Origin of the sequence: Mesorhizobium sp. M00.F.Ca.ET.216.01.1.1 (assembly GCF_004010325.2) — a bacterium.
Lineage (GTDB): Bacteria > Pseudomonadota > Alphaproteobacteria > Rhizobiales > Rhizobiaceae > Mesorhizobium.
In genome coordinates, this window is sequence record NZ_SADR02000001.1 from 258,297 (window position 1) to 276,430 (window position 18,134).

18 protein-coding genes and 1 pseudogene are annotated in these 18,134 nt (G+C 62.0%); 7 read left to right on the forward strand and 12 right to left on the reverse strand.

The window, feature by feature from the left end; translation table 11 throughout:
- The first annotated feature begins 93 nt into the window (after positions 1 to 93).
- The 5 genes from EN859_RS01320 to EN859_RS01340 all read left to right on the forward strand — a co-directional run bounded on the left by EN859_RS01320 (position 94) and on the right by EN859_RS01340 (position 4,552).
- A complete protein-coding gene (locus tag EN859_RS01320) occupies positions 94 to 558 on the forward strand; it encodes a RidA family protein (RefSeq protein WP_127852039.1) in 465 nt (154 codons plus the stop codon).
- 7 nt (positions 559 to 565) lie between these two features.
- Positions 566 to 1,294: a glycerophosphodiester phosphodiesterase gene (locus EN859_RS01325; protein ID WP_127852040.1), complete on the forward strand. Its 729-nt coding sequence runs from the start codon at positions 566 to 568 to the stop codon at positions 1,292 to 1,294.
- Between the two features lie 43 nt (positions 1,295 to 1,337).
- On the forward strand, positions 1,338 to 2,552 hold the full coding sequence (locus EN859_RS01330; protein WP_127852041.1) for a GNAT family N-acetyltransferase: 1,215 nt from the start codon (positions 1,338 to 1,340) through the stop codon (positions 2,550 to 2,552).
- Positions 2,553 to 2,785: 233 nt separating this feature from the next.
- Entirely contained in the window at positions 2,786 to 3,211 is a 426-nt protein-coding gene (locus EN859_RS01335) for an HIT family protein (RefSeq protein ID WP_127852042.1), read from the forward strand.
- Between the two features lie 351 nt (positions 3,212 to 3,562).
- A complete protein-coding gene (locus EN859_RS01340; protein ID WP_245525438.1) occupies positions 3,563 to 4,552 on the forward strand; it encodes a phosphatase PAP2 family protein in 990 nt (329 codons plus the stop codon).
- An 86-nt stretch (positions 4,553 to 4,638) separates the two neighbouring features.
- Here EN859_RS01340 and clpA read toward each other — a convergent pair whose 3' ends face one another.
- The 3 genes from clpA to EN859_RS01355 form a co-directional block, all read right to left on the reverse strand.
- Positions 4,639 to 7,104 (reverse strand): ATP-dependent Clp protease ATP-binding subunit ClpA, encoded by a 2,466-nt coding sequence (gene clpA, locus EN859_RS01345; RefSeq protein WP_127852043.1) that lies wholly within the window; start codon positions 7,102 to 7,104, stop codon positions 4,639 to 4,641.
- Positions 7,105 to 7,110: 6 nt separating this feature from the next.
- Positions 7,111 to 7,437: an ATP-dependent Clp protease adapter ClpS gene (gene clpS, locus EN859_RS01350; protein ID WP_189501641.1), complete on the reverse strand. Its 327-nt coding sequence runs from the start codon at positions 7,435 to 7,437 to the stop codon at positions 7,111 to 7,113.
- Positions 7,438 to 7,711: 274 nt separating this feature from the next.
- Entirely contained in the window at positions 7,712 to 8,041 is a 330-nt protein-coding gene (locus EN859_RS01355; protein ID WP_127852296.1) for a phasin family protein, read from the reverse strand.
- A gap of 287 nt (positions 8,042 to 8,328) precedes the next feature.
- Here EN859_RS01355 and EN859_RS01360 point away from each other — a divergent pair, with 287 nt between their 5' ends.
- Positions 8,329 to 9,726, forward strand: coding sequence for a D-alanyl-D-alanine carboxypeptidase (locus EN859_RS01360; protein WP_127852045.1), 1,398 nt, complete (start codon positions 8,329 to 8,331; stop codon positions 9,724 to 9,726).
- A 36-nt stretch (positions 9,727 to 9,762) separates the two neighbouring features.
- Here EN859_RS01360 and EN859_RS01365 read toward each other — a convergent pair whose 3' ends face one another.
- The 4 genes and pseudogenes from EN859_RS01365 to EN859_RS01380 form a co-directional block, all read right to left on the reverse strand.
- On the reverse strand, positions 9,763 to 10,470 hold the full coding sequence (locus EN859_RS01365) for a DnaJ domain-containing protein (protein WP_127852046.1): 708 nt from the start codon (positions 10,468 to 10,470) through the stop codon (positions 9,763 to 9,765).
- A pseudogene (locus tag EN859_RS01370) lies at positions 10,470 to 11,185 on the reverse strand (VWA domain-containing protein). The gene EN859_RS01365 and the pseudogene EN859_RS01370 overlap by 1 nt, the downstream one beginning before the upstream one ends.
- A 101-nt stretch (positions 11,186 to 11,286) precedes the next feature.
- Positions 11,287 to 11,724 carry a DUF1489 family protein gene (locus EN859_RS01375; protein ID WP_127852047.1) on the reverse strand — a complete coding sequence of 146 codons (438 nt, stop codon included), beginning with the start codon at positions 11,722 to 11,724 and terminating at the stop codon, positions 11,287 to 11,289.
- Positions 11,725 to 11,808: 84 nt separating this feature from the next.
- Positions 11,809 to 13,212, reverse strand: coding sequence for an L-serine ammonia-lyase (locus EN859_RS01380; protein WP_127852048.1), 1,404 nt, complete (start codon positions 13,210 to 13,212; stop codon positions 11,809 to 11,811).
- Between the two features lie 169 nt (positions 13,213 to 13,381).
- Here EN859_RS01380 and EN859_RS01385 point away from each other — a divergent pair, with 169 nt between their 5' ends.
- Entirely contained in the window at positions 13,382 to 14,125 is a 744-nt protein-coding gene (locus tag EN859_RS01385) for a DUF599 domain-containing protein (RefSeq protein WP_127852297.1), read from the forward strand.
- Here EN859_RS01385 and EN859_RS01390 read toward each other — a convergent pair.
- The 5 genes from EN859_RS01390 to EN859_RS01410 all read right to left on the reverse strand — a co-directional run bounded on the left by EN859_RS01390 (position 14,074) and on the right by EN859_RS01410 (position 18,045).
- The gene (locus tag EN859_RS01390; RefSeq protein ID WP_127852049.1) at positions 14,074 to 14,871 is read right to left on the reverse strand and encodes a YdcF family protein; all 798 of its coding nucleotides are present in this window, start codon (positions 14,869 to 14,871) and stop codon (positions 14,074 to 14,076) included. The two genes, EN859_RS01385 and EN859_RS01390, sit on opposite strands and share 52 nt — an antisense overlap.
- Positions 14,872 to 14,902: 31 nt before the next feature.
- Positions 14,903 to 16,468 (reverse strand): amidase family protein, encoded by a 1,566-nt coding sequence (locus EN859_RS01395; RefSeq protein ID WP_127852050.1) that lies wholly within the window; start codon positions 16,466 to 16,468, stop codon positions 14,903 to 14,905.
- Complete coding sequence (locus EN859_RS01400) at positions 16,468 to 16,926, reverse strand: GNAT family N-acetyltransferase (RefSeq protein WP_127852051.1); 459 nt, start codon at positions 16,924 to 16,926, stop codon at positions 16,468 to 16,470. Before EN859_RS01400 ends, EN859_RS01395 begins: the two co-directional genes overlap by 1 nt.
- Positions 16,927 to 16,932: 6 nt before the next feature.
- Positions 16,933 to 17,220, reverse strand: coding sequence for an Asp-tRNA(Asn)/Glu-tRNA(Gln) amidotransferase subunit GatC (gene gatC, locus EN859_RS01405; RefSeq protein ID WP_127852052.1), 288 nt, complete (start codon positions 17,218 to 17,220; stop codon positions 16,933 to 16,935).
- A 117-nt stretch (positions 17,221 to 17,337) separates the two neighbouring features.
- Positions 17,338 to 18,045, reverse strand: coding sequence for a metal-dependent hydrolase (locus EN859_RS01410; protein ID WP_127852053.1), 708 nt, complete (start codon positions 18,043 to 18,045; stop codon positions 17,338 to 17,340).
- Positions 18,046 to 18,134 lie beyond the last annotated feature (89 nt).

Below are 18,134 nucleotides of genomic sequence, written 5' to 3' on the forward strand. Positions count from 1 at the left end.
TGGTCCAGCTTAAAAAAAGTCATGGCGGAAGCGAGGCAAAAATAGCAATTTCGGCCCGGCCGGCGCGGCGTTATCAAGCAATAGGGAAATACGATGAGTGAAACAATCGAAAAGCGGCTAAGCGACCTCGGCGTGACGCTTCCGGTCGCCGCCGCGCCCGCCGCCAACTACGTGCCCTATTGCAGGTCAGGCAATCTTCTGTTCACCGCGGGCCAGCTGCCGCTTAGGGAAGGCAAGCTCCAAGCGAGCGGCCTGCTCGGCCGCGGCGTCGACACGGCAGCCGGTAAGGAAGCGGCAAAATACTGCGCGATCAACATATTGGCGCAGGTCAAGGCAGCCCTCGGCGATCTCGAGAAAATCCGCCGGCTCGTGAAGATCACCGTCTTCGTCGCCTCGGCGCCGGATTTCGTCGAGCAGCATCTGGTCGCCAACGGCGCCTCCGATTTTCTGGTCGCCGTGCTCGGCGAGCGCGGCAAACATGCGCGCTCCGCTGTCGGCACCGCCTCGCTGCCGCTTAATGCCGCAGTGGAAATCGAAGCAATCCTCGAAGTCGAATGAGCCTGACATGACCGATCTTTCCTGGCTGACCGCGCGGCCTGTTGCCCATCGCGGTTTTCACGACATGAACAAGACGCGCTGGGAGAATACGCTTCCCGCTTTTGCCGCGGCAGCCGAACGCGGCTATGCGATCGAATGCGACGTGCACCTGTCGTCGGACCGCATCCCCATCATCATCCACGATGGCGATCTGAAGCGGCTGACCGGTCAGGACGGTTTCGTCTGGCAGCGCACGGCAGCCGAGCTGACGGCGCTGAAGGTCGGAGGCACTGCCGATCATCTGCCGACGCTGCAGCGGGCGCTCGACCTGGTCGACGGGCGCGTGCCGATGGTGGTCGAGCTGAAAGGCGTTCCCGGCCACGATCAAGGCCTGGTGGAAAGCGTCGGCAAGATGCTCAAGCGCTACAAGGGCAAGGCGGCGATCATGTCGTTCGACCATTGGCTGATCCGCGATTTCCCGAAACATGCGCCCGGCATTCCGGGCGGACTGACCGGCTATGGCAAGGACAATCAGCTGATCGAGGCGCATTTCGCCATGCTGGCGCATGACATCGCCTTCGCCTCCTACGCCGCCGGTGACCTGCCGAACCGGTTCGTCAGCTTCGTGCGCGAAAAGCTCAAGATGCCGGTAATCACCTGGACTGTGCTCGACCAGCCAGCGGTCGACCTGACCTTTAAATATGCCGACCAGATGACGTTCGAAGGGTTCGAGCCCGATCTTGTGCAGGTCGCTTGAAAACCATGCTTGCATGGACCGGCACAGGGCTTAAATAAGCCCTATGGATCAAGGCGATGAAGGCGACAGGCAAACGGCGAGTGGAGAGTATTCGATCCGGGTCGCCGCCGGCATCGGCGCCTTCACTTGCGATGAATGGAACGGCTTCGGCGGTACCACTCGCGGCGATAAAGAAAACGGCTACAACCCTATTGTTTCATTCGCTTTTCTAAGCGCGCTCGAGGATTCCGGCTGCGCCGTGCGGCGCACCGGCTGGCAGGGCCATCACCTCAGGCTGGAGACGGCGCAAGGAAAACTACTCGGCGCTATTCCCTGCTACCTGAAATCGCACAGCCAGGGTGAGTATGTGTTCGACCATGGCTGGTCGGATGCCTTCGAGCGCGCCGGCGGACGCTACTATCCAAAGCTGCAATGCGCAGTTCCGTTTACGCCTGTCACCGGCCCTCGCCTGCTGGTCAGCAAGGGCGAAGACGGAAGCACCGTGAGGGCGGGCCTTGCGGAAGGCCTGAAGGTGGTGACGGAAAAGCTCGGCGTGTCTTCCGCGCATGTCACCTTCGCACCGGAGCAAGATGTCGAAATGCTGGAAGCAGCGGGTTTCCTGCATCGCACCGACCAGCAATTTCATTTCTTCAACGAGGGGTTTTCGAGCTACGACGATTTTCTCGCCACGCTGGCTTCGCGCAAGCGCAAGGCGATGAAAAAGGAGCGGCGCGAGGCGCTTGCCGACGGTATTTCGATCGACTGGCTGACCGGCAACGATCTGACCGAGAGGGCCTGGGACGACTTCTTTTCATTCTACATGGACACGGGCAGCCGCAAATGGGGCCGGCCCTACCTCAACCGCGAATTCTTCTCGATGATCGGTGAGCGCATGGCCGACGACATCCTGTTGGTGATGGCCAAGCGCAACGGGCGCTATATCGCCGGCGCCATCAACTTCATCGGCTCCGACGCGCTCTATGGGCGCAACTGGGGCTGCATCGAGGACCACCCCTTCCTGCATTTCGAGGTCTGCTACCATCAGGCGATCGACTTCGCCATCGACCGCAAGCTGAAGGTGGTCGAGGCGGGCGCACAGGGCGAGCACAAGCTGGCGCGCGGCTACCGGCCGGTGACCATGCATTCGGCGCACTACATCGCGCATCCAGGCTTGCGCAACGCGGTGGCCGATTATCTCAGGCGAGAGCGCCGCGAGGTCGAGCGGATGGCCGAATATCTGGAAGAACATACTCCGTTCCGCAAGGATCTGTCGGAGTAGCGACCCTTCCCTATCTCTCCGGTTGGCCGCTCTTGCGGAATCCGCTAAATGACCCTGGAGAGTGCGTCCGTGCTTAAAGACGCTTCCATCGCACGCTGGTCGAGGCTTGGTCGACCTTGCCTGACCGGCGACGAACGACAGCCAACCGGCTGCGATCCATTTCATGGCGGCTGCATCTTGACGCCTGCCCGTCATGCGACAAACATCCCCGATCTACCGAACAGCGAGGGATCATGACCGTCTACGACCCCAACAACATTTTCGCCAAGATCCTGCGCGGCGAAATCCCGTCGCACCGCATCTATGAAGATGATGCGGTTGTCGCCTTCATGGACGTGATGCCGCAAGGGCCAGGCCACACGCTGGTGGTGCCGAAGGTGCCGTCCCGCAACCTGCTCGACGCCGATCCCGCAACATTCGGCCCGCTCTTTGTAGTCGTCCAGAAGGTGGCGCGGGCGGTTAAACAAGTCTTCGACGCCGATGGCGTCACCGTGCTGCAATTCAACGAGCCAGCTTCCGGACAGACTGTCTTTCATCTCCATGTGCACGTCATTCCGCGCTTCGAGGGCATCCCGTTGAAGCCGCATACGGGGCAAATGGAAAAGCCCGAGGTGCTGGCCGAAAACGCCGACAAGATACGGACGGCGCTCGGAAATTGAGCTCGGGAGTCCGCCGGCGTGCAGGGCCGATCGATAACATCGAACCGACGAGCCCGTTCGGTTCGCTTGGAGAATCTCCGCGCAGCGCAACGTTCCAGAATACGATTTTTGGGCCCGGCCGGGGCATCGGGTCGCGTGCACCGCCAGATGCGACCGTTTGCACTCGAATCGTCTGGTTAGGGAATATCGAACGATCTCATGGTAAAACGCTGAGGCGGTGGCGAGCCATTGGGGTTTCAAACCTTGGAAAATTCGATTGCGGCGTCGAGACGCCTGGCGAAGGCAGCTGTCGGGCGTGCTTTTCTGGGCACTCTGGCGGGTGCCTTTCGGCGGCACCGGCTGCTGCACGCCATGGCCGTCACGGCCCTGCTTCTGGCAACAGCGGTCGGCATGCATACCGGAAACACGCCGGATTTCGGCATACTGAAGGAATACACTCAGTACCTTTTCATCGCTTTCTGGATCTGCGGCTCCGTCTTTGCACTTGGGATATTTTTCCACCTTGCGCTGGTCAAGCGGGATACCGAACCGCTCGGCACCTTCCTCAAATCGCTGGGCAGATTCTTCGGCGACGCCGAACGCACTGCCAACAGCCTGAATGGCCTGGTCGCGAGCATCGCCATCATATCCGCCGTCGGGGTGCTGAAGGGAGCCATCGCAATCCTCTCCCCATTTGCATGGGACAAGCCACTAGCTCACGCCGATCGGATCCTTCACTTTGGTCGAGCCCCAGATGAATGGCTATGGTTCATCGTCCAGTCGCCACTTGCATTGAGAATGCTCAACATCGCGTACAATTTCTGGTTCGTCGTGCTCATCACCACGGTTTTCACCGCCTGCATCACACGCGAAGATACGAAGCTGCGTCACCAGTTCCTGATGAGTTTCATGCTGGTGTGGACGCTTGGCGGCTTCTTCCTGGCGATGGGTGTGTCGTCGGCAGGGCCGTGCTTTTACGAGCGGCTGGGGCTCGGCAGCGACTTTCATCCCCTCATGCAGGCACTCGCCGCCGCCGATCGCATCTATCCAATCTGGGCGCTCAGCACGCAAGACATGCTGTGGAACGGCTATACCGGCGCGACCAACGGCAGTATCGGGATATCCGCCTTCCCATCCATGCACGTTGCGATGGCGGTGCTTTTCTCTCTCTACGCAACGCGCCGTTCCCGGCTGGCCGGTCTCCTGATGTGGGCATTCGCCTGCACGATCATGGTCAGCTCGGTCGTGCTTGGCTGGCACTATGCCCTGGACGGCTACGCGGGTGCGCTCTTATCGATCACGATCTGGAAGGCGTGCGGATATTTCCTGATCCGTTTCGCGCCGGACGGCGTTGCTGCTTGATCTGACAACGCGGTCGCCCTTTCCTGCGAAACCAATAGACAATGAAAAGGCCCCGAAACCGGGGCCTTTTTTGACTTGCGAACCGATCAATTCTTGCGCGGCAGTTGCGGCACCAGGCTGCGCTTGCCGCCATCCTTGCCCTTGGGCTCCGGCTTTTGCGCCACAGCTTTTTTCGCGGCAGGCTTCTTCGCCGCCGCCTTCTTGGCCTTCGGCATGTCGTCCGGCTCTTCCTTCTTCGGCTTGACCGGCGCCTCGTCGGCGAGCGAGTCGAGCTTCAGGCCGGTTTCGCCGGTTTCCTTCTTCTCGACGGTGACGCGCACCGTGCCACCCTTCCTCAGCTTGCCGAACAGCACCTCGTCGGCCAGCGGCTTCTTGATGTGCTCCTGGATAACGCGGCCGAGCGGACGCGCACCCATGCGCTCGTCATAGCCCTTGTCTGCCAGCCAGGCGATCGCCTCCGGCGACAGGTCGAAGGTAACGCCACGCTCGGAAAGCTGGGCCTCGAGCTGCATGACGAACTTCTGCACCACCTGGTGGATGACCGGAATCGGCAGCGAGCTGAACGGTATGATCGCATCGAGACGGTTGCGGAACTCCGGCGTGAACAGCCGGTTGATCGCCTCGATATCGTCGCCTTCACGCTTGGTCGAGCCAAAACCGATCGCCGCGCGCTGCGCATCGGATGCGCCCGCATTGGTGGTCATGATCAGGATGACATTGCGGAAGTCGATCTGCTTGCCGTTATGGTCGGTCAGCTTGCCGTGGTCCATGACCTGCAACAGGATGTTGAACAGGTCCGGATGCGCCTTCTCGACTTCGTCCAGCAACAGCACGCAATGCGGATGCTGGTCGACGCCGTCGGTCAACAGGCCGCCCTGGTCGAAGCCGACATAGCCGGGAGGCGCGCCGATCAGCCGCGAGACGGTGTGGCGTTCCATATATTCCGACATGTCGAAGCGGATCAGCTCGACGCCGAGCGAAGCGGCGAGCTGCTTTGCCACTTCGGTCTTGCCGACGCCGGTCGGACCAGAGAACAGGTACGACCCGATCGGCTTTTCCGGCTCGCGCAGGCCGGCACGCGCCAGCTTGATCGCTGAGGTCAGCGCGCTGATCGCGGTATCCTGGCCATAGACGACGCGCTTCAGCTCGACATCGAGGCCGGCCAGCACCTTCTCGTCGTCGGCCGAAACCGTCTTCGGCGGGATGCGGGCCATGGTGGCGATCGTCGCTTCGATCTCCTTGATGCCGATGGTCTTCTTGCGCTTGGCTTCCGGCACCAACATCTGCGAGGCGCCGGTCTCGTCGATCACATCGATCGCCTTGTCCGGCAGCTTGCGGTCGTTGATGTAGCGGGCCGACAATTCGACAGAAGCCTTGATCGCTTCGGTCGTGTAGCGGACCTTGTGGAACTCCTCGAAATAGGGCTTCAGGCCCTTCATGATCTCGATGGCGTCCGCAATGGTCGGCTCGTTGACGTCGATCTTCTGGAAGCGCCGCACCAGGGCGCGGTCCTTTTCGAAGAACTGGCGGAACTCCTTATAGGTGGTCGAGCCGATGCAGCGGATGGCGCCGGACGATAGCGCAGGCTTGAGAAGGTTCGACGCATCCATGGCGCCGCCAGACGTCGCCCCTGCCCCGATCACGGTGTGGATCTCGTCAATGAACAGCACCGCGCCCGGATAGTCCTCGAGCTCCTTGACGACCTGCTTCAGCCGCTCTTCGAAATCGCCGCGGTAGCGGGTGCCGGCCAGCAGCGTGCCCATGTCGAGCGCGAAGATGGTGGCATCATGCAGCACTTTCGGCACGTCGCCCTCGACAATGCGCTTGGCGAGGCCTTCGGCGATCGCGGTCTTGCCGACGCCGGGATCACCGACATAGAGCGGATTGTTCTTCGAGCGGCGGCACAGCACCTGGATGGTGCGGTTGATCTCGCTCTCACGGCCGATCAGCGGATCGATCTTGCCGGCCTTGGCCTTGTTGTTCAGGTTGATGCAATAGGCCGTCAGCGCATCCTGCTGCTTCTTCTTGCCGCCGTCCTCTTGCGGCTCCGTACCATTCTGGCCGCCTTGCTCCTCCTCGGCGCCACGCGCTGTGCGCGTTTCCGACGCACCGGGGCGCTTGGCGATGCCGTGCGAAATGTAGTTGACCGCGTCGTAGCGGGTCATCTGCTGTTCCTGCAGGAAATAAGCGGCATGGCTCTCGCGTTCGGCGAAGATGGCGACGAGCACATTGGCGCCGGACACTTCCTCGCGGCCGGACGACTGCACGTGGATCACGGCGCGCTGAATGACGCGCTGGAAACCGGCCGTCGGCTTGGAGTCCTCGTCGTAGCCGGTGACGAGGTTGTCGAGCTCGGTGTCGATATAGGTGAGAACCGTATGCTTCAGCTCATCGAGATCGACGTTACAGGCGCGCATGACGGCGGCCGCCTCGGTGTCGTCGATCAGGGCGAGCAGCAAGTGTTCAAGGGTTGCATATTCATGGTGCCGCTCGTTGGCGAGCGTCAGCGCCTGGTGAAGCGCCTTTTCCAGGCCTTGGGAGAAAGCCGGCATGTTACCTCACTTCTTCTCCATCACGCATTGCAGCGGATGCTGGTTCTGTCGGGCAAAATCCATGACCTGGGACACTTTGGTCTCGGCCACCTCGAATGTATAGACCCCGCACTCGCCCACTCCATGATTGTGAACATGAAGCATGATGCGTGTGGCGGCTTCACGGTCCTTCTGGAAAAAACGCTCCAGCACGTGAACCACGAACTCCATGGGTGTGTAGTCGTCGTTGAGAATGAGGACCCGATAGAGGCTGGGCTTCTTGGTCTTGGTTTTCGTGCGCGTGATGACAGCCGTGCCGCGCCCGGCCTCATTGCCGTCGCCACCGTTCTGCATGCGCACCGCGCGCTTCGTGGCAGTCAAACCGATCGTCACGTCCTGCCTCTTTTCGAATCCTCATGCGAGTTCAACATGTAGGTCTTCGATGGACGATTTTAAGCCCTTCTGTTTAGCTGACAATATGGCTAGGTGGTCAAACTGGGCTGATTTTCAAAATCGTGAAGGCGGCAAGGCCCTGGAATTCAACCCGGCATGAAAAAACCCGGCCGCGCATCCGCGACCGGGTCTGTTTCGCAGCCCGAAAGGCCGCCCTTAGCAGGACAAGGCTAAATTACTTCGCCTTGGCGACGATCGATTCGAACGGCTTGTAGGCTTCCTTGGCGAGCTCAGCATAAAGATCGCCGATCTTGGTAGCCTCGGCGACGAAGCTCTCGTAGGACTGCTTGGCAAAGTCGGACTGGATCTCGATCGCCTTCTCAAACGACTTGGCGGAAAAGATTTTCTCGACCGCGGCGCTGCCGGCTTCGAAGCTCTTCTTGGTGTATTCACCTGCTTCGGCGGCGATCGCCTGCGCGCCCTTCGAAAGGGAAGCGAAGCTCTTCAATCCGGTGTCGGCTAAGTCCTTGCCGTATTTGCTGAAGTCCTCATAAGTCTGGGTCATTTCACGTTTCCCTTTGGTTGAAACGCCCCTTTTTGCCCGGGCGCCCTTGTGCAATGCACGTAAATATATTGTGCGCTGCACAAAAGTCAAGATTTCGCCGACATGCGATGCCTCGGCCAGGCCAGCAATGGCTAGGATTCGAATAAAGAGAGGCTCAAACCCGAAGAAAATGGTGAACACGGCGGTTACCATAAACGGATTGGTAACGCTGGCCGCGATACTTTGGCCGGAAGTGAGGCAGGACCCTTTGCCGCCTCCGGGGCTGCTAAAATTCAAGGGAAGTATCAGTGCGTCAGGCGTCGTCGGGCTTCGTTTCCAAATCTGCGTCCACCCTCAAAACGATCATGATTATCGCCTTGGCGATGACCTTCGTCGTCGCGGATGCTGCTTCGTCGCTGGCGGCCAAGTCGGCGGCCATCGTCATCGATGCCAAGACGGGCAAGGTGCTTTATTCGTCGGATGCCAACGGCCGGCGCTACCCTGCCTCGCTGACCAAGATGATGACGCTCTACCTGACCTTCGAAGCAATGGCGAAGGGCAGGGTCAGCAAGAACACGCCAGTGGTTTTTTCGGCCAGTGCGGCCGCTGAGCCGCCGACCAAGCTCGGTGTCAGACCCGGCGGCGCAGTCTCTGTGGAGACGGCCATCCTGTCGATGGTGACGAAGTCGGCCAACGATTCGGCGACGGCGCTCGGCGAACTCCTCGGCGGCAATGAAACCAATTTCGCGCGGATGATGACGGCCAAGGCGCGGGCGCTCGGCATGAACGGCACCGTCTTCCGCAACGCCAACGGCCTGCCCAACCCCGGCCAGTTCACCACCGCGCACGACATGGCTGTCCTCGGCATAGCACTCAGGGAACACTTTCCCCAATACTACGGCTATTTCTCGCAACGTTCCTTCCTTTATGGACGCAAGCGCATCAACGGCCACAACCGTCTGCTCGGCCGCATCAAGGGCGTCGACGGCATCAAAACCGGTTACACCCGCGCGTCAGGCTACAATCTCGTCTCGTCGGTTGCCGACGGCGACCGCCGTATTGTCGCGGTCGTCATGGGGGGAAGCTCGGGCCGCAGCCGTGACAGCCAGATGGCTGCGCTGATCAACACCTACATGCCGAGGGCATCGACTCGCGGTGGCGGCGCCTTGGTCGCCAAGGCTGGCGGCGGCGATCCGGTCACAGCACTGGCCAGAGTTTTCCTGCCGAAGCATGACGCGCCGACGCCGGACGAGAAGCCGGCGCTCGATGACGATGCCACCGTCGCCGCAGATGAAACCGCGCCTATCGCTGAGGAAACCACGCCCATCGTCCAGATCAGGAAGGTCAAAACGGTGGCCGTGGCTGCCGCGACCGAGGTTTCGACGCCACAAGTCGTTGCCGCTTACGCCGAACCGGCGCCGGCTGAGGCGGTCGATCCGGTCAACACGGCCTCGGTGCCGTCCGGCTGGGCAGTGCAGGTCGCGTCTTCGCCAAAGCAATCCGAAGCGCAGGCTTTGCTCGACAAGACGAGTAAGCAGGCGCCGTCGATCGTGGCCGATGCATCGGGCTTCACCGTCCCTTTCGAGAAGGACGGGGTGACCTACTACCGCGCCCGGTTCGGCGGCTTCGGTTCGAAGACCGCCGCCTGGAGCGCCTGCAATGCTTTGAAGAAGAAAAAAATCGCGTGCTACGCCGTCCAGCAGTAGGGCGACGTAGAAAATATCTCCCGGAAAAGTTCTGCGTTAAGGAGACGAGTTGTGGTTGGAGAGCAAGACGTCCTTGGCTTCATTGATCCGCGCCGCCAGGAAAGACGTGCCGCCGATATCGGGGTGCAGGCGCTGCATCAGGCGGCGGTGCGCCTTGCGGACATCCGCCGCGGCGGCCCCCGCTTCAAGACCAAGGATCTTGTAGGCCTCCTCCTTAGTCATGGCGCCCGAACCTGGCGCAACACCCAGCCCTTCGTCACCGTTCGTCTCCGCGTCTTTGCGCCAAACGGGAAACCGGCCGTCAAGATACGTCTCTAGAAGTTGGCGGCTCTCCGGATCGCCGGGGAGCTCGCGGTAAAGCTGCAGCAGTTCGGCCAAGCCCATCGCACCCAGCATCTTGCCCTCCTGGCGGCCGGCCAGAACCAGCCCCTCCAACCTGCCGGTGTCGTGGTCAAGCTCCATTTCGAGTGCCGCGGTGCGCACCGTGGAACGCTTGCCCGCCGCCGGTTTTGCTGTTGGGCGTTTCATCCGCACGGAACCATACCAGGCGAGCGCCGCGGCCAGGATCATGCCGCCGATGCCTTCGCGCCCGACTGCAAGCACGGCAATGCCGACCAGCCCCAGAACGACAGGCCCGAGCGTCCTCATGCCGCTGGCCAATTTTGCCGGGTCGGCGCGGAGAAAGATCGCGGCCGCGCCGAGAAGCACCAGAAGCAACGCAACAAGTGCGATAATTGCGCCCATCAGTTTCCGCCGCCCCGCATATGCTCGATCATCAGCCGGTCTTCCGGCCTGCCCTGGCCTCAAGCGCCTTCAGCCCGCCGGTCGCAAACACGGCAACCGCCGAAAGCAGTCCGGCCAAGGTCGCGGCAGCACTCCGATCAAAACGGAACCAAGCCCCTTTGGACAGCCGCGCTATTTCCTTGAACGCTTTTTCTGCGCCGGAATCATGACCTTCCTGAAAGACGAAGACAGGAACGCCATGCAGGCCGAGGCTGCCGGCCTTTTCGGCGAGATCGTCGATGTTTTCTTCCATTGCGTCGCCGATATAGACGAGCGCATTGACCTTGGCCGCCGCCGTCTCTTTCAGCGCACGGACGAGTACCTTGCCGATCTGGGTGTGGCCGGCGCGGCAGTCGATCCGCGTCATCAGCTTCTTCAAGGCATTGGTGTCGGTAACGAAGCCCGACGAACGACACTCACCGAGGCCGCGAAAATAAACCAGCTGGACACTGAGACTTCCGACCTTGCCGACGGCGTCGAACATCTCGCCCTGCAGCGTGCTGGCCAGGTCCCAGGTGGGCTGGCGGCTCATCGTCGCGTCGAGGGACAGGATCAGCCTGCCGGCGCCGGTCGCGGCCTTCGCCTGACGAATGAAGGCTTCGATCTCGCCGGTGCTTGACTGCTTGACCGGCGCAGGATCGGCCCTTGCGGGCACCGGCTGCTTGTTGTCGCTCATGCAAATCAAGATGTGGCGTTGCCGGGCTGCTTGCAAGCCCCACGCCAAGTGACATGAAGGGCCACCGGCCGGTTGCGCAAAGCAGTTAGATGCTGCGCAACTCAGAGCAAGCCCAGATCGGCAAGCTCGCGCCTGAGTTTCGGCGGCATCTCGACCAGCCCCGCCTTGCCCTTGCCGAGATCGGCCGGCGCATCGGAAGGTTTCAGGTAGCGCCAGCCCTGGAAGGCTCGCCGTGGCTGCCAGTCCGTTCGCACGACCAGAGGGTCGAGGATCAAATGGCAGCGGCCGATGCCGTCATTGTCGGTGAAGGGCCGGATTTCGGTGATCGACTGGCGACATTGCACGTTGCCCTTGATCACCCAGTAGAGCGAGCCGCCGTCGGTGATTTCGGCGCCGCGCGTCGGCACCATGCGGGTGGTGTGGTAGTGCTCGGCCGGCTCACCGGCGCGCCGCCGTTCGTCGAGGCGAAAGGCGATCCACTCCTCCAGATCCTCGACGCTGTCGCAGCCGACGCAAAGCTTTATGAGATTGAGAGCCATGGAATAAGGTTTAGTTCGGCACGCGAAGGCGTCAACGGCCTGATCGACTTCTCCACAGTGCCAGCGCGCTGTGCCAGGTTTGGCTCAGCACTCCACGACATTGACGGCCAGCCCGCCGAGGCTGGTCTCCTTGTATTTCTCGTTCATGTCGAGGCCGGTCTGGCGCATGGTCTCGATTGCTGCGTCGAGCGGCACGAAATGGACGCCGTCGCCCTTGATGGCGAGCGAAGCCGCGGTCACCGCCTTGACGGCGCCAAGTGCGTTGCGCTCGATGCACGGTACCTGCACCAATCCGCCGACGGGATCGCAGGTCATGCCGAGATGATGTTCCAACGCGATCTCGGCGGCATTCTCGACCTGTTCGGGCGTGCCGCCCATGACTGCGCACAGGCCCGCGGCCGCCATTGCCGAAGCCGACCCGACCTCGCCCTGGCAGCCGACTTCGGCGCCCGAAATCGAGGCGTTGGTCTTGATGATGCCGCCGACGGCCGCCGCCGTCAGCAGGAAGTCGCGGATGCTTGGCTGGTCGGCTTCGGGATGGAAATGCAACCAGTAGCGCAGCACGGCCGGCAGCGTGCCGGCAGCACCGTTGGTCGGCGCTGTGACGACGCGTCCGCCGCCGGCGTTCTCCTCGTTGACCGCCATGGCGTAGATCGACAGCCAGTCATTGGCGAGCAACGGGTTGGGCCGGTTCTGCTGCCACTGTTCCTGCAGCTTGTCGTGCAATTGCCGCGCGCGGCGGCGCACCTTCAGCCCGCCCGGCATGATGCCGTCCTGCGACAGGCCGCGATCGATGCAGCCCTTCATGGCGGCCCAGATGGCGTCGAGGCCGGCATCGAGGTCCTCGCGCGACATCTGCGTCTCCTCGTTGACGCGCTTCATGTCGGCAATGGAAAGCCCGCTCCTTGCCGCCATCGCCAGCATCTCGACGGCGTTCTTGAAGGGATAGGGCACCTTCTTGCCTTCGGTCGTCGCCGATCCCTTGGCTTTCATCCGCTGCAGCTCTTCGTCCGAAACCACGAAGCCGCCACCGATCGAATAATAGATGCGCTTCAGCAACAGGCGATCGCCGGCATCATAGGCGTAGAAGGCCATGCCGTTGGCGTGGCCGGGCAGCGGCGTCTTGCGGTCCAGCACCAGGTCCGTAGCCGGATCGAAGCGATAGGATGGATGGCCGGGCGGAGAAATCCGCTTGTCGGCCGCAATGCGGGCAACGATGCCGTCGGCCTGATCCGGATCGACCGTCTGCGGCGTCTGACCGGCGAGGCCAAGGACGACGGCACGGTCCGAGCCATGGCCGATGCCGGTGTAGGCGAGCGAACCGTGCAGGCTGGCGGCGATGCGGTCGACCTTTGCGCCGACCGGCCGTGGCCAGTCGTCTCCCGCGACCTCACCAAGGAAACGCTGCGCCGCCGTCATCGGTCCCATCGTGTGCGAACTCGACGGTCCGATGCCGATCTTGAACAGGTCGAAAACCGAAAGGAACACGCGCGGCTGTCTCCTAGGACCCTATTGGAAACCTACATATAGGAATTCCCGTGATGTTTCCGCTGTTTTGGAGGTTGCGGCGCAGCACCTGCCGACCTTGTTTGCTCCGGCAGCGACATCATTGCGTTCGGCCATCGAAGCGGCGGCTGCGCTTGTGGTAAAAGGGCGCATGGGCGATTCCTTCCATCTCTCGACAGCCGATCTCGCGGCGCTGGCCTTCTTCCTCGTCGTATGGGTGCTGCATACGCTTGCCTCCGACGGAAAACTGGTCAGCCGGACATCGCTGACAACGGCGATGAACGCGCAGCGCGAAGCCTGGATGCGGACCATGGCCGAGCGCGAGATCCGCATCGTTGACACCGCCATCATGAGCGGCCTGCAGCAGGGAACCGCCTTCTTCGCCTCCAGCTCGCTGATCGCGATCGGCGGCTGTTTTGCCCTGCTCGGCGCTTCCGATCAGGTCCTTTCCGTGCTGAGCGACCTGCCGTTAGGTGCGACATCATCCCGCCCGGCCTTCCAGATGAAGGTGTTCGGATTGGTGCTGATCCTTGCCTATTCCTTCTTCAAGTTCGGCTGGGCTTATCGCCTTTTCAACTATTGCTCGATCCTGATCGGTGCGGTGCCGATCCTGCATGGCGAGGCCTCACGCAACCCGGTCACCGAAACGGCGGTGTGGCGCGCTGCGAGCATGAACATGCTGGCCGGAAGGCATTTCAATTCAGGCCTGCGCGGCGTGTTCTTCTCCATCGGCTATCTCGGCTGGTTCGTCGACCCGATTGTGTTCGTGCTGTCGACGCTGCTGCTGCTGGCGGTGCTGGTGCGGCGCCAGTTCTTCTCGGCGGCCAGACAGGCCGTGATCGGTCAGCCGCCCGGCCCGGGGAAAGGCTGGTCGATCCGGCCCGACAGCCAGTAGGCGAAAAGCCCGATCCATTCGCGGGCTGCCATGGCTGTGATCTGCAGGGAATCGACGGCATTGTCGCGGAACATGCCAATGCCTTCCTTGCCTGAGGTGCGGTAGTCGACCGGCCACGCAATGGTCGCAAAGCCGGCCTTGTCGAACAGCGCCTTGGCGCGCGGCATGTGGAAGGCCGAGGTGACCAGCAGCCAAGTTTCGCCCGGTTTCGGCGTCACCAGTTGCTTGGTGAAGACGGCATTTTCGTAAGTGTTGCGGGATTTCTTCTCCAGGATCAGGCGATCGGCTGACACGCCAAGGGCGGTGAGCAAACGCGGTGCAGTGGTGCCATCGCCCTCGGCGTCCTGGAACAGTTCGCCGTTGCCGCCGGAGACGACCACTTTCGTCAACGGAAACCGCCGGGCGAGGATCGCGGTTTCGACCATTCGATCGCCGCCGGAGTTCAGCTCGTAGCCGCCGCGCACCAGATTGATGGCGCCCTCGAGACCACCGCCGAGCACGACGATGCCGTCGACCCTTTCCGGTAGCGGCGGTCGCGGAAAACGCTCCTCCAGCGGATTGAGCATCATGGCGCCGAGCGAGGTCCAGGCCGAAAGCACCAGGATCAGGAGGACCAGCACGCTGCCGGTAGCAAACAGCCGCCGCCGGCCGAACACCGCCGCGAGCAGGCCCGCCAATAGCAAGAAAATCGCCAAATTGAGCGGCTGGACGAAGGCCCAAAGGATCTTGGAAAGATAGTAGAACATCCCTCACCCGCCCCCTAGACGAGAAATGATCCTACCACCACTTCTCCGGCTGGAATGTGCCGGCCGCCTGTTCAATGACATGGGCAGTCTGGAACAGCGTTTCTTCGTCGAAGGGCCGACCGATGAGCTGCAGGCCGAGCGGCAGGCCCTTGGCATCGAGGCCCGCCGGCACTGCGATACCCGGCAGGCCAGCCATGTTCACGGTGACCGTAAAGATATCGTTGAGGTACATCTTGACCGGGTCGGCGGCCATGTCCTCGTCGGCGACGCCGAAGGCCGCGGACGGTGTCGCCGGGGTCAGGATGACATCGACACCAGCGGCAAAGACATTCTCGAAGTCGCGCTTGATGAGGGTGCGCACCTTCTGCGCCTGCAGATAGTAGGCATCGTAGTAGCCGGCCGACAGCACATACGTACCGATCATGATGCGGCGCTTGACCTCGCGGCCGAAACCGGCGGCGCGGGTCTTCTCGTACATCTCGACGATGTCCTTGCCCGGTACTCGCAGGCCGTAGCGGACGCCGTCATAGCGCGCGAGGTTGGACGAAGCTTCGGCGGGCGCGACGATGTAATAGGCCGGCAAGGCATATTTCGTGTGCGGCAGCGAAATGTCGACGATCTCGGCGCCGGCATCCTTCAGCCAGGCAATGCCCTTCTGCCACAGCGCCTCGATATCCTCGGGCATGCCGTCGACGCGGTATTCCTTGGGGATGCCCACCTTCATGCCCCTGATCGGGCGGCCGATCGCTGCCTCGTAGTCCGGCACTGGTCGGTCGACCGAGGTGGTGTCCTTCGGATCGACCGAGGCCATCGACTTCAAAAGGATCGCTGCATCGCGCACGTCGCGGGCGATTGGTCCTGCCTGGTCGAGCGACGAGGCGAAAGCGACGATGCCCCAGCGCGAGCAGCGGCCATAGGTGGGCTTGATGCCGACCGTGCCGGTGAATGCGGCGGGCTGGCGGATCGAGCCGCCGGTGTCGGTCGCGGTGGCGCCGGCGCACAGGAAGGCCGAGACGGCGGTGGCCGATCCGCCCGACGAGCCGCCCGGCACCAGCTGGGCGTTGTCCAGCGTGCGGGCGGTCCTGGTGCCGCCGGCGGAGACAAAGCCGCCATCGCCCTGATGCGTCGTCGGCATCACCACCGTATCGAGGCGCGAACGCCGCCACGGGTTGATGACCGGGCCATAATAGGAGGTCTCATTGGACGAGCCCATGGCGAACTCGTCCATGTTGAGCTTACCCAGCATGACGGCGCCGTCAGCCCAGAGATTGGTAGTGACGGTCGATTCGTAGTGCGGCTTGAAACCGTCCAGCACATGGCTGCAGGCTTGGGTGTGGACGCCTTCGGTGCCGAACAGATCCTTGATGCCGATCGGGATGCCTTCCAGCGCTCCGCCCTCGCCTTTCGCCAGCCTGGCATCGGAGGCCCTGGCCATGTCGCGCGCCTTGTCGTCGGTGACGGCGACATAGGCATTGAGCGCCGGGTTGGCGCGCTCGATCGCCTGGAGATAGGCCTGGGTGATCTCGGCTGCGGTGATCTCCTTGGCGCGCAGCTTGGCGCGGGCCTGCGAAATCGTCAGTCGGGTCAGGTCGCTCATCAGGCAAGGCTCTTTTCGTAAAATACCGACCATTCGGAATCGGGATAATCCAGTACCGGGCCGCAGCGCGAAAACCCGGCACGCTCGTAGACGGTCCAGGCGGCGGGATGACGGTCGCCGGTTTCCAGCACCAGACGTTTCAGCCCTTCGCTGCGCGCCAGCGCCTCGACCTGATCGACGATCTTGGCGCCGATCTTTTGTCCGCGATGCGAAGGCCGCGTATACATGCGCTTGACCTCGCCGACCGCGCCATCGTGGCGTTTCAATGCGCCGCAGCCGATGGCAAGGCCATTGTCGCGGGCGACGAAGACGGTCGTCTGCTTGTCGGCCATCTGTTCGACGGTCATGTGATAGCAGTGCTCCGGCGGCGTCAGTTCGAGCAGCGTGGCGTTGAGCTCCTTGACCAGTCCGCGCACGTCGTCCTGCAGCGGCGTCTCAATGGCGATTTCGATTGCCATCGCCGCCTACTCCACGACCTTCGGGACGAGGAAGAAATTCTCTTCGGTTGCCGGAGCGTTGGCGACGATATCGGCGGCCTTGCTGCCGTCGGTGACGACGTCCTGGCGCTTCTTCATCTCCATCGGTATGACCGAAGTCATCGGCTCGACGCCTGAGACATCAACCTCGTTCAATTGCTCGACGAAGCCAAGGATGGCGTTCAATTCGCCGGTCATGCGCTCGGCATCTTCCTCGCTCACCGCGATGCGGGCGAGATGCGCAACACGCTTCACTGTCAGAAGATCAACGGACATGTTTTTTGCCTTCGGGAAAACCAGGTCGCGCTATAGCGGCGCGGCGCGTGCCGCGCAACCTGCATCATTCCGCAACCAGGCCAGATGCCTATGGCGGTCCTACAGAGTGACCGTGTTTTATAGATCGATCGTCTCGCCGATCTCCGGCAATGCGACCTTCACACCGGATCCCTCCAGCCCCGCCACGAACTTGTCGGCTGTCTGGTCGATGATCGGAAACGTGCCGAAGTGACAAGGGACGACCGTGTCGAAACGGAAGAAGCGCCGGCAGGCGAGTGCGGCCACCGCGCCACCCATCGTGAAGCGGTCGCCGATCGGCACGATGCCGATCCTCGGCTCGTGCAGTTCATTGATCAGCGCCATGTCGGAAAAGATGTCGGTGTCGCCCATATGGTAGAGCGTCTTGTCCTCCTGGAAATGCAGGATGAGCCCGCCCGGATTGCCGAGGTAGGTGTTCTGGCCGTTGTCGCCCGGGAACGACGACGAGTGCAGCGCCTGGACGAAAGTGGTGGTGAAAGGGCCGCAATCAACTGTACCGCCGATATTGCCGGGATTGATCTTCTTGTCGCTGGCGCCCTTGCCGACCAGGTACATGCAGACCTCGAAATTGGCGACCAGCATGGCGCCACTTTTGTTGAGCACTTCCAGCGCGCCGCTGATGTGATCGCTGTGGCCATGGGTCAAAAGCACGTGCGTGACGCCTTCCGCCGGTCCCTCCCAGCCACCTGTCCATGACGGATTGCCGATCAGATAGGGGTCGATGAGGATGTTCGCGCCCGCGGTTTCGATGCGGAATGCCGAATGTCCGTACCAGGTCAATTTCATCAATGCGTTCCTCGATTTCTGGTCCGTCAAAGGATAGAACGCCGGGGGTAAAATTAAAGTGCTACAGCGTCGGTTTGCGCGTCCAAATG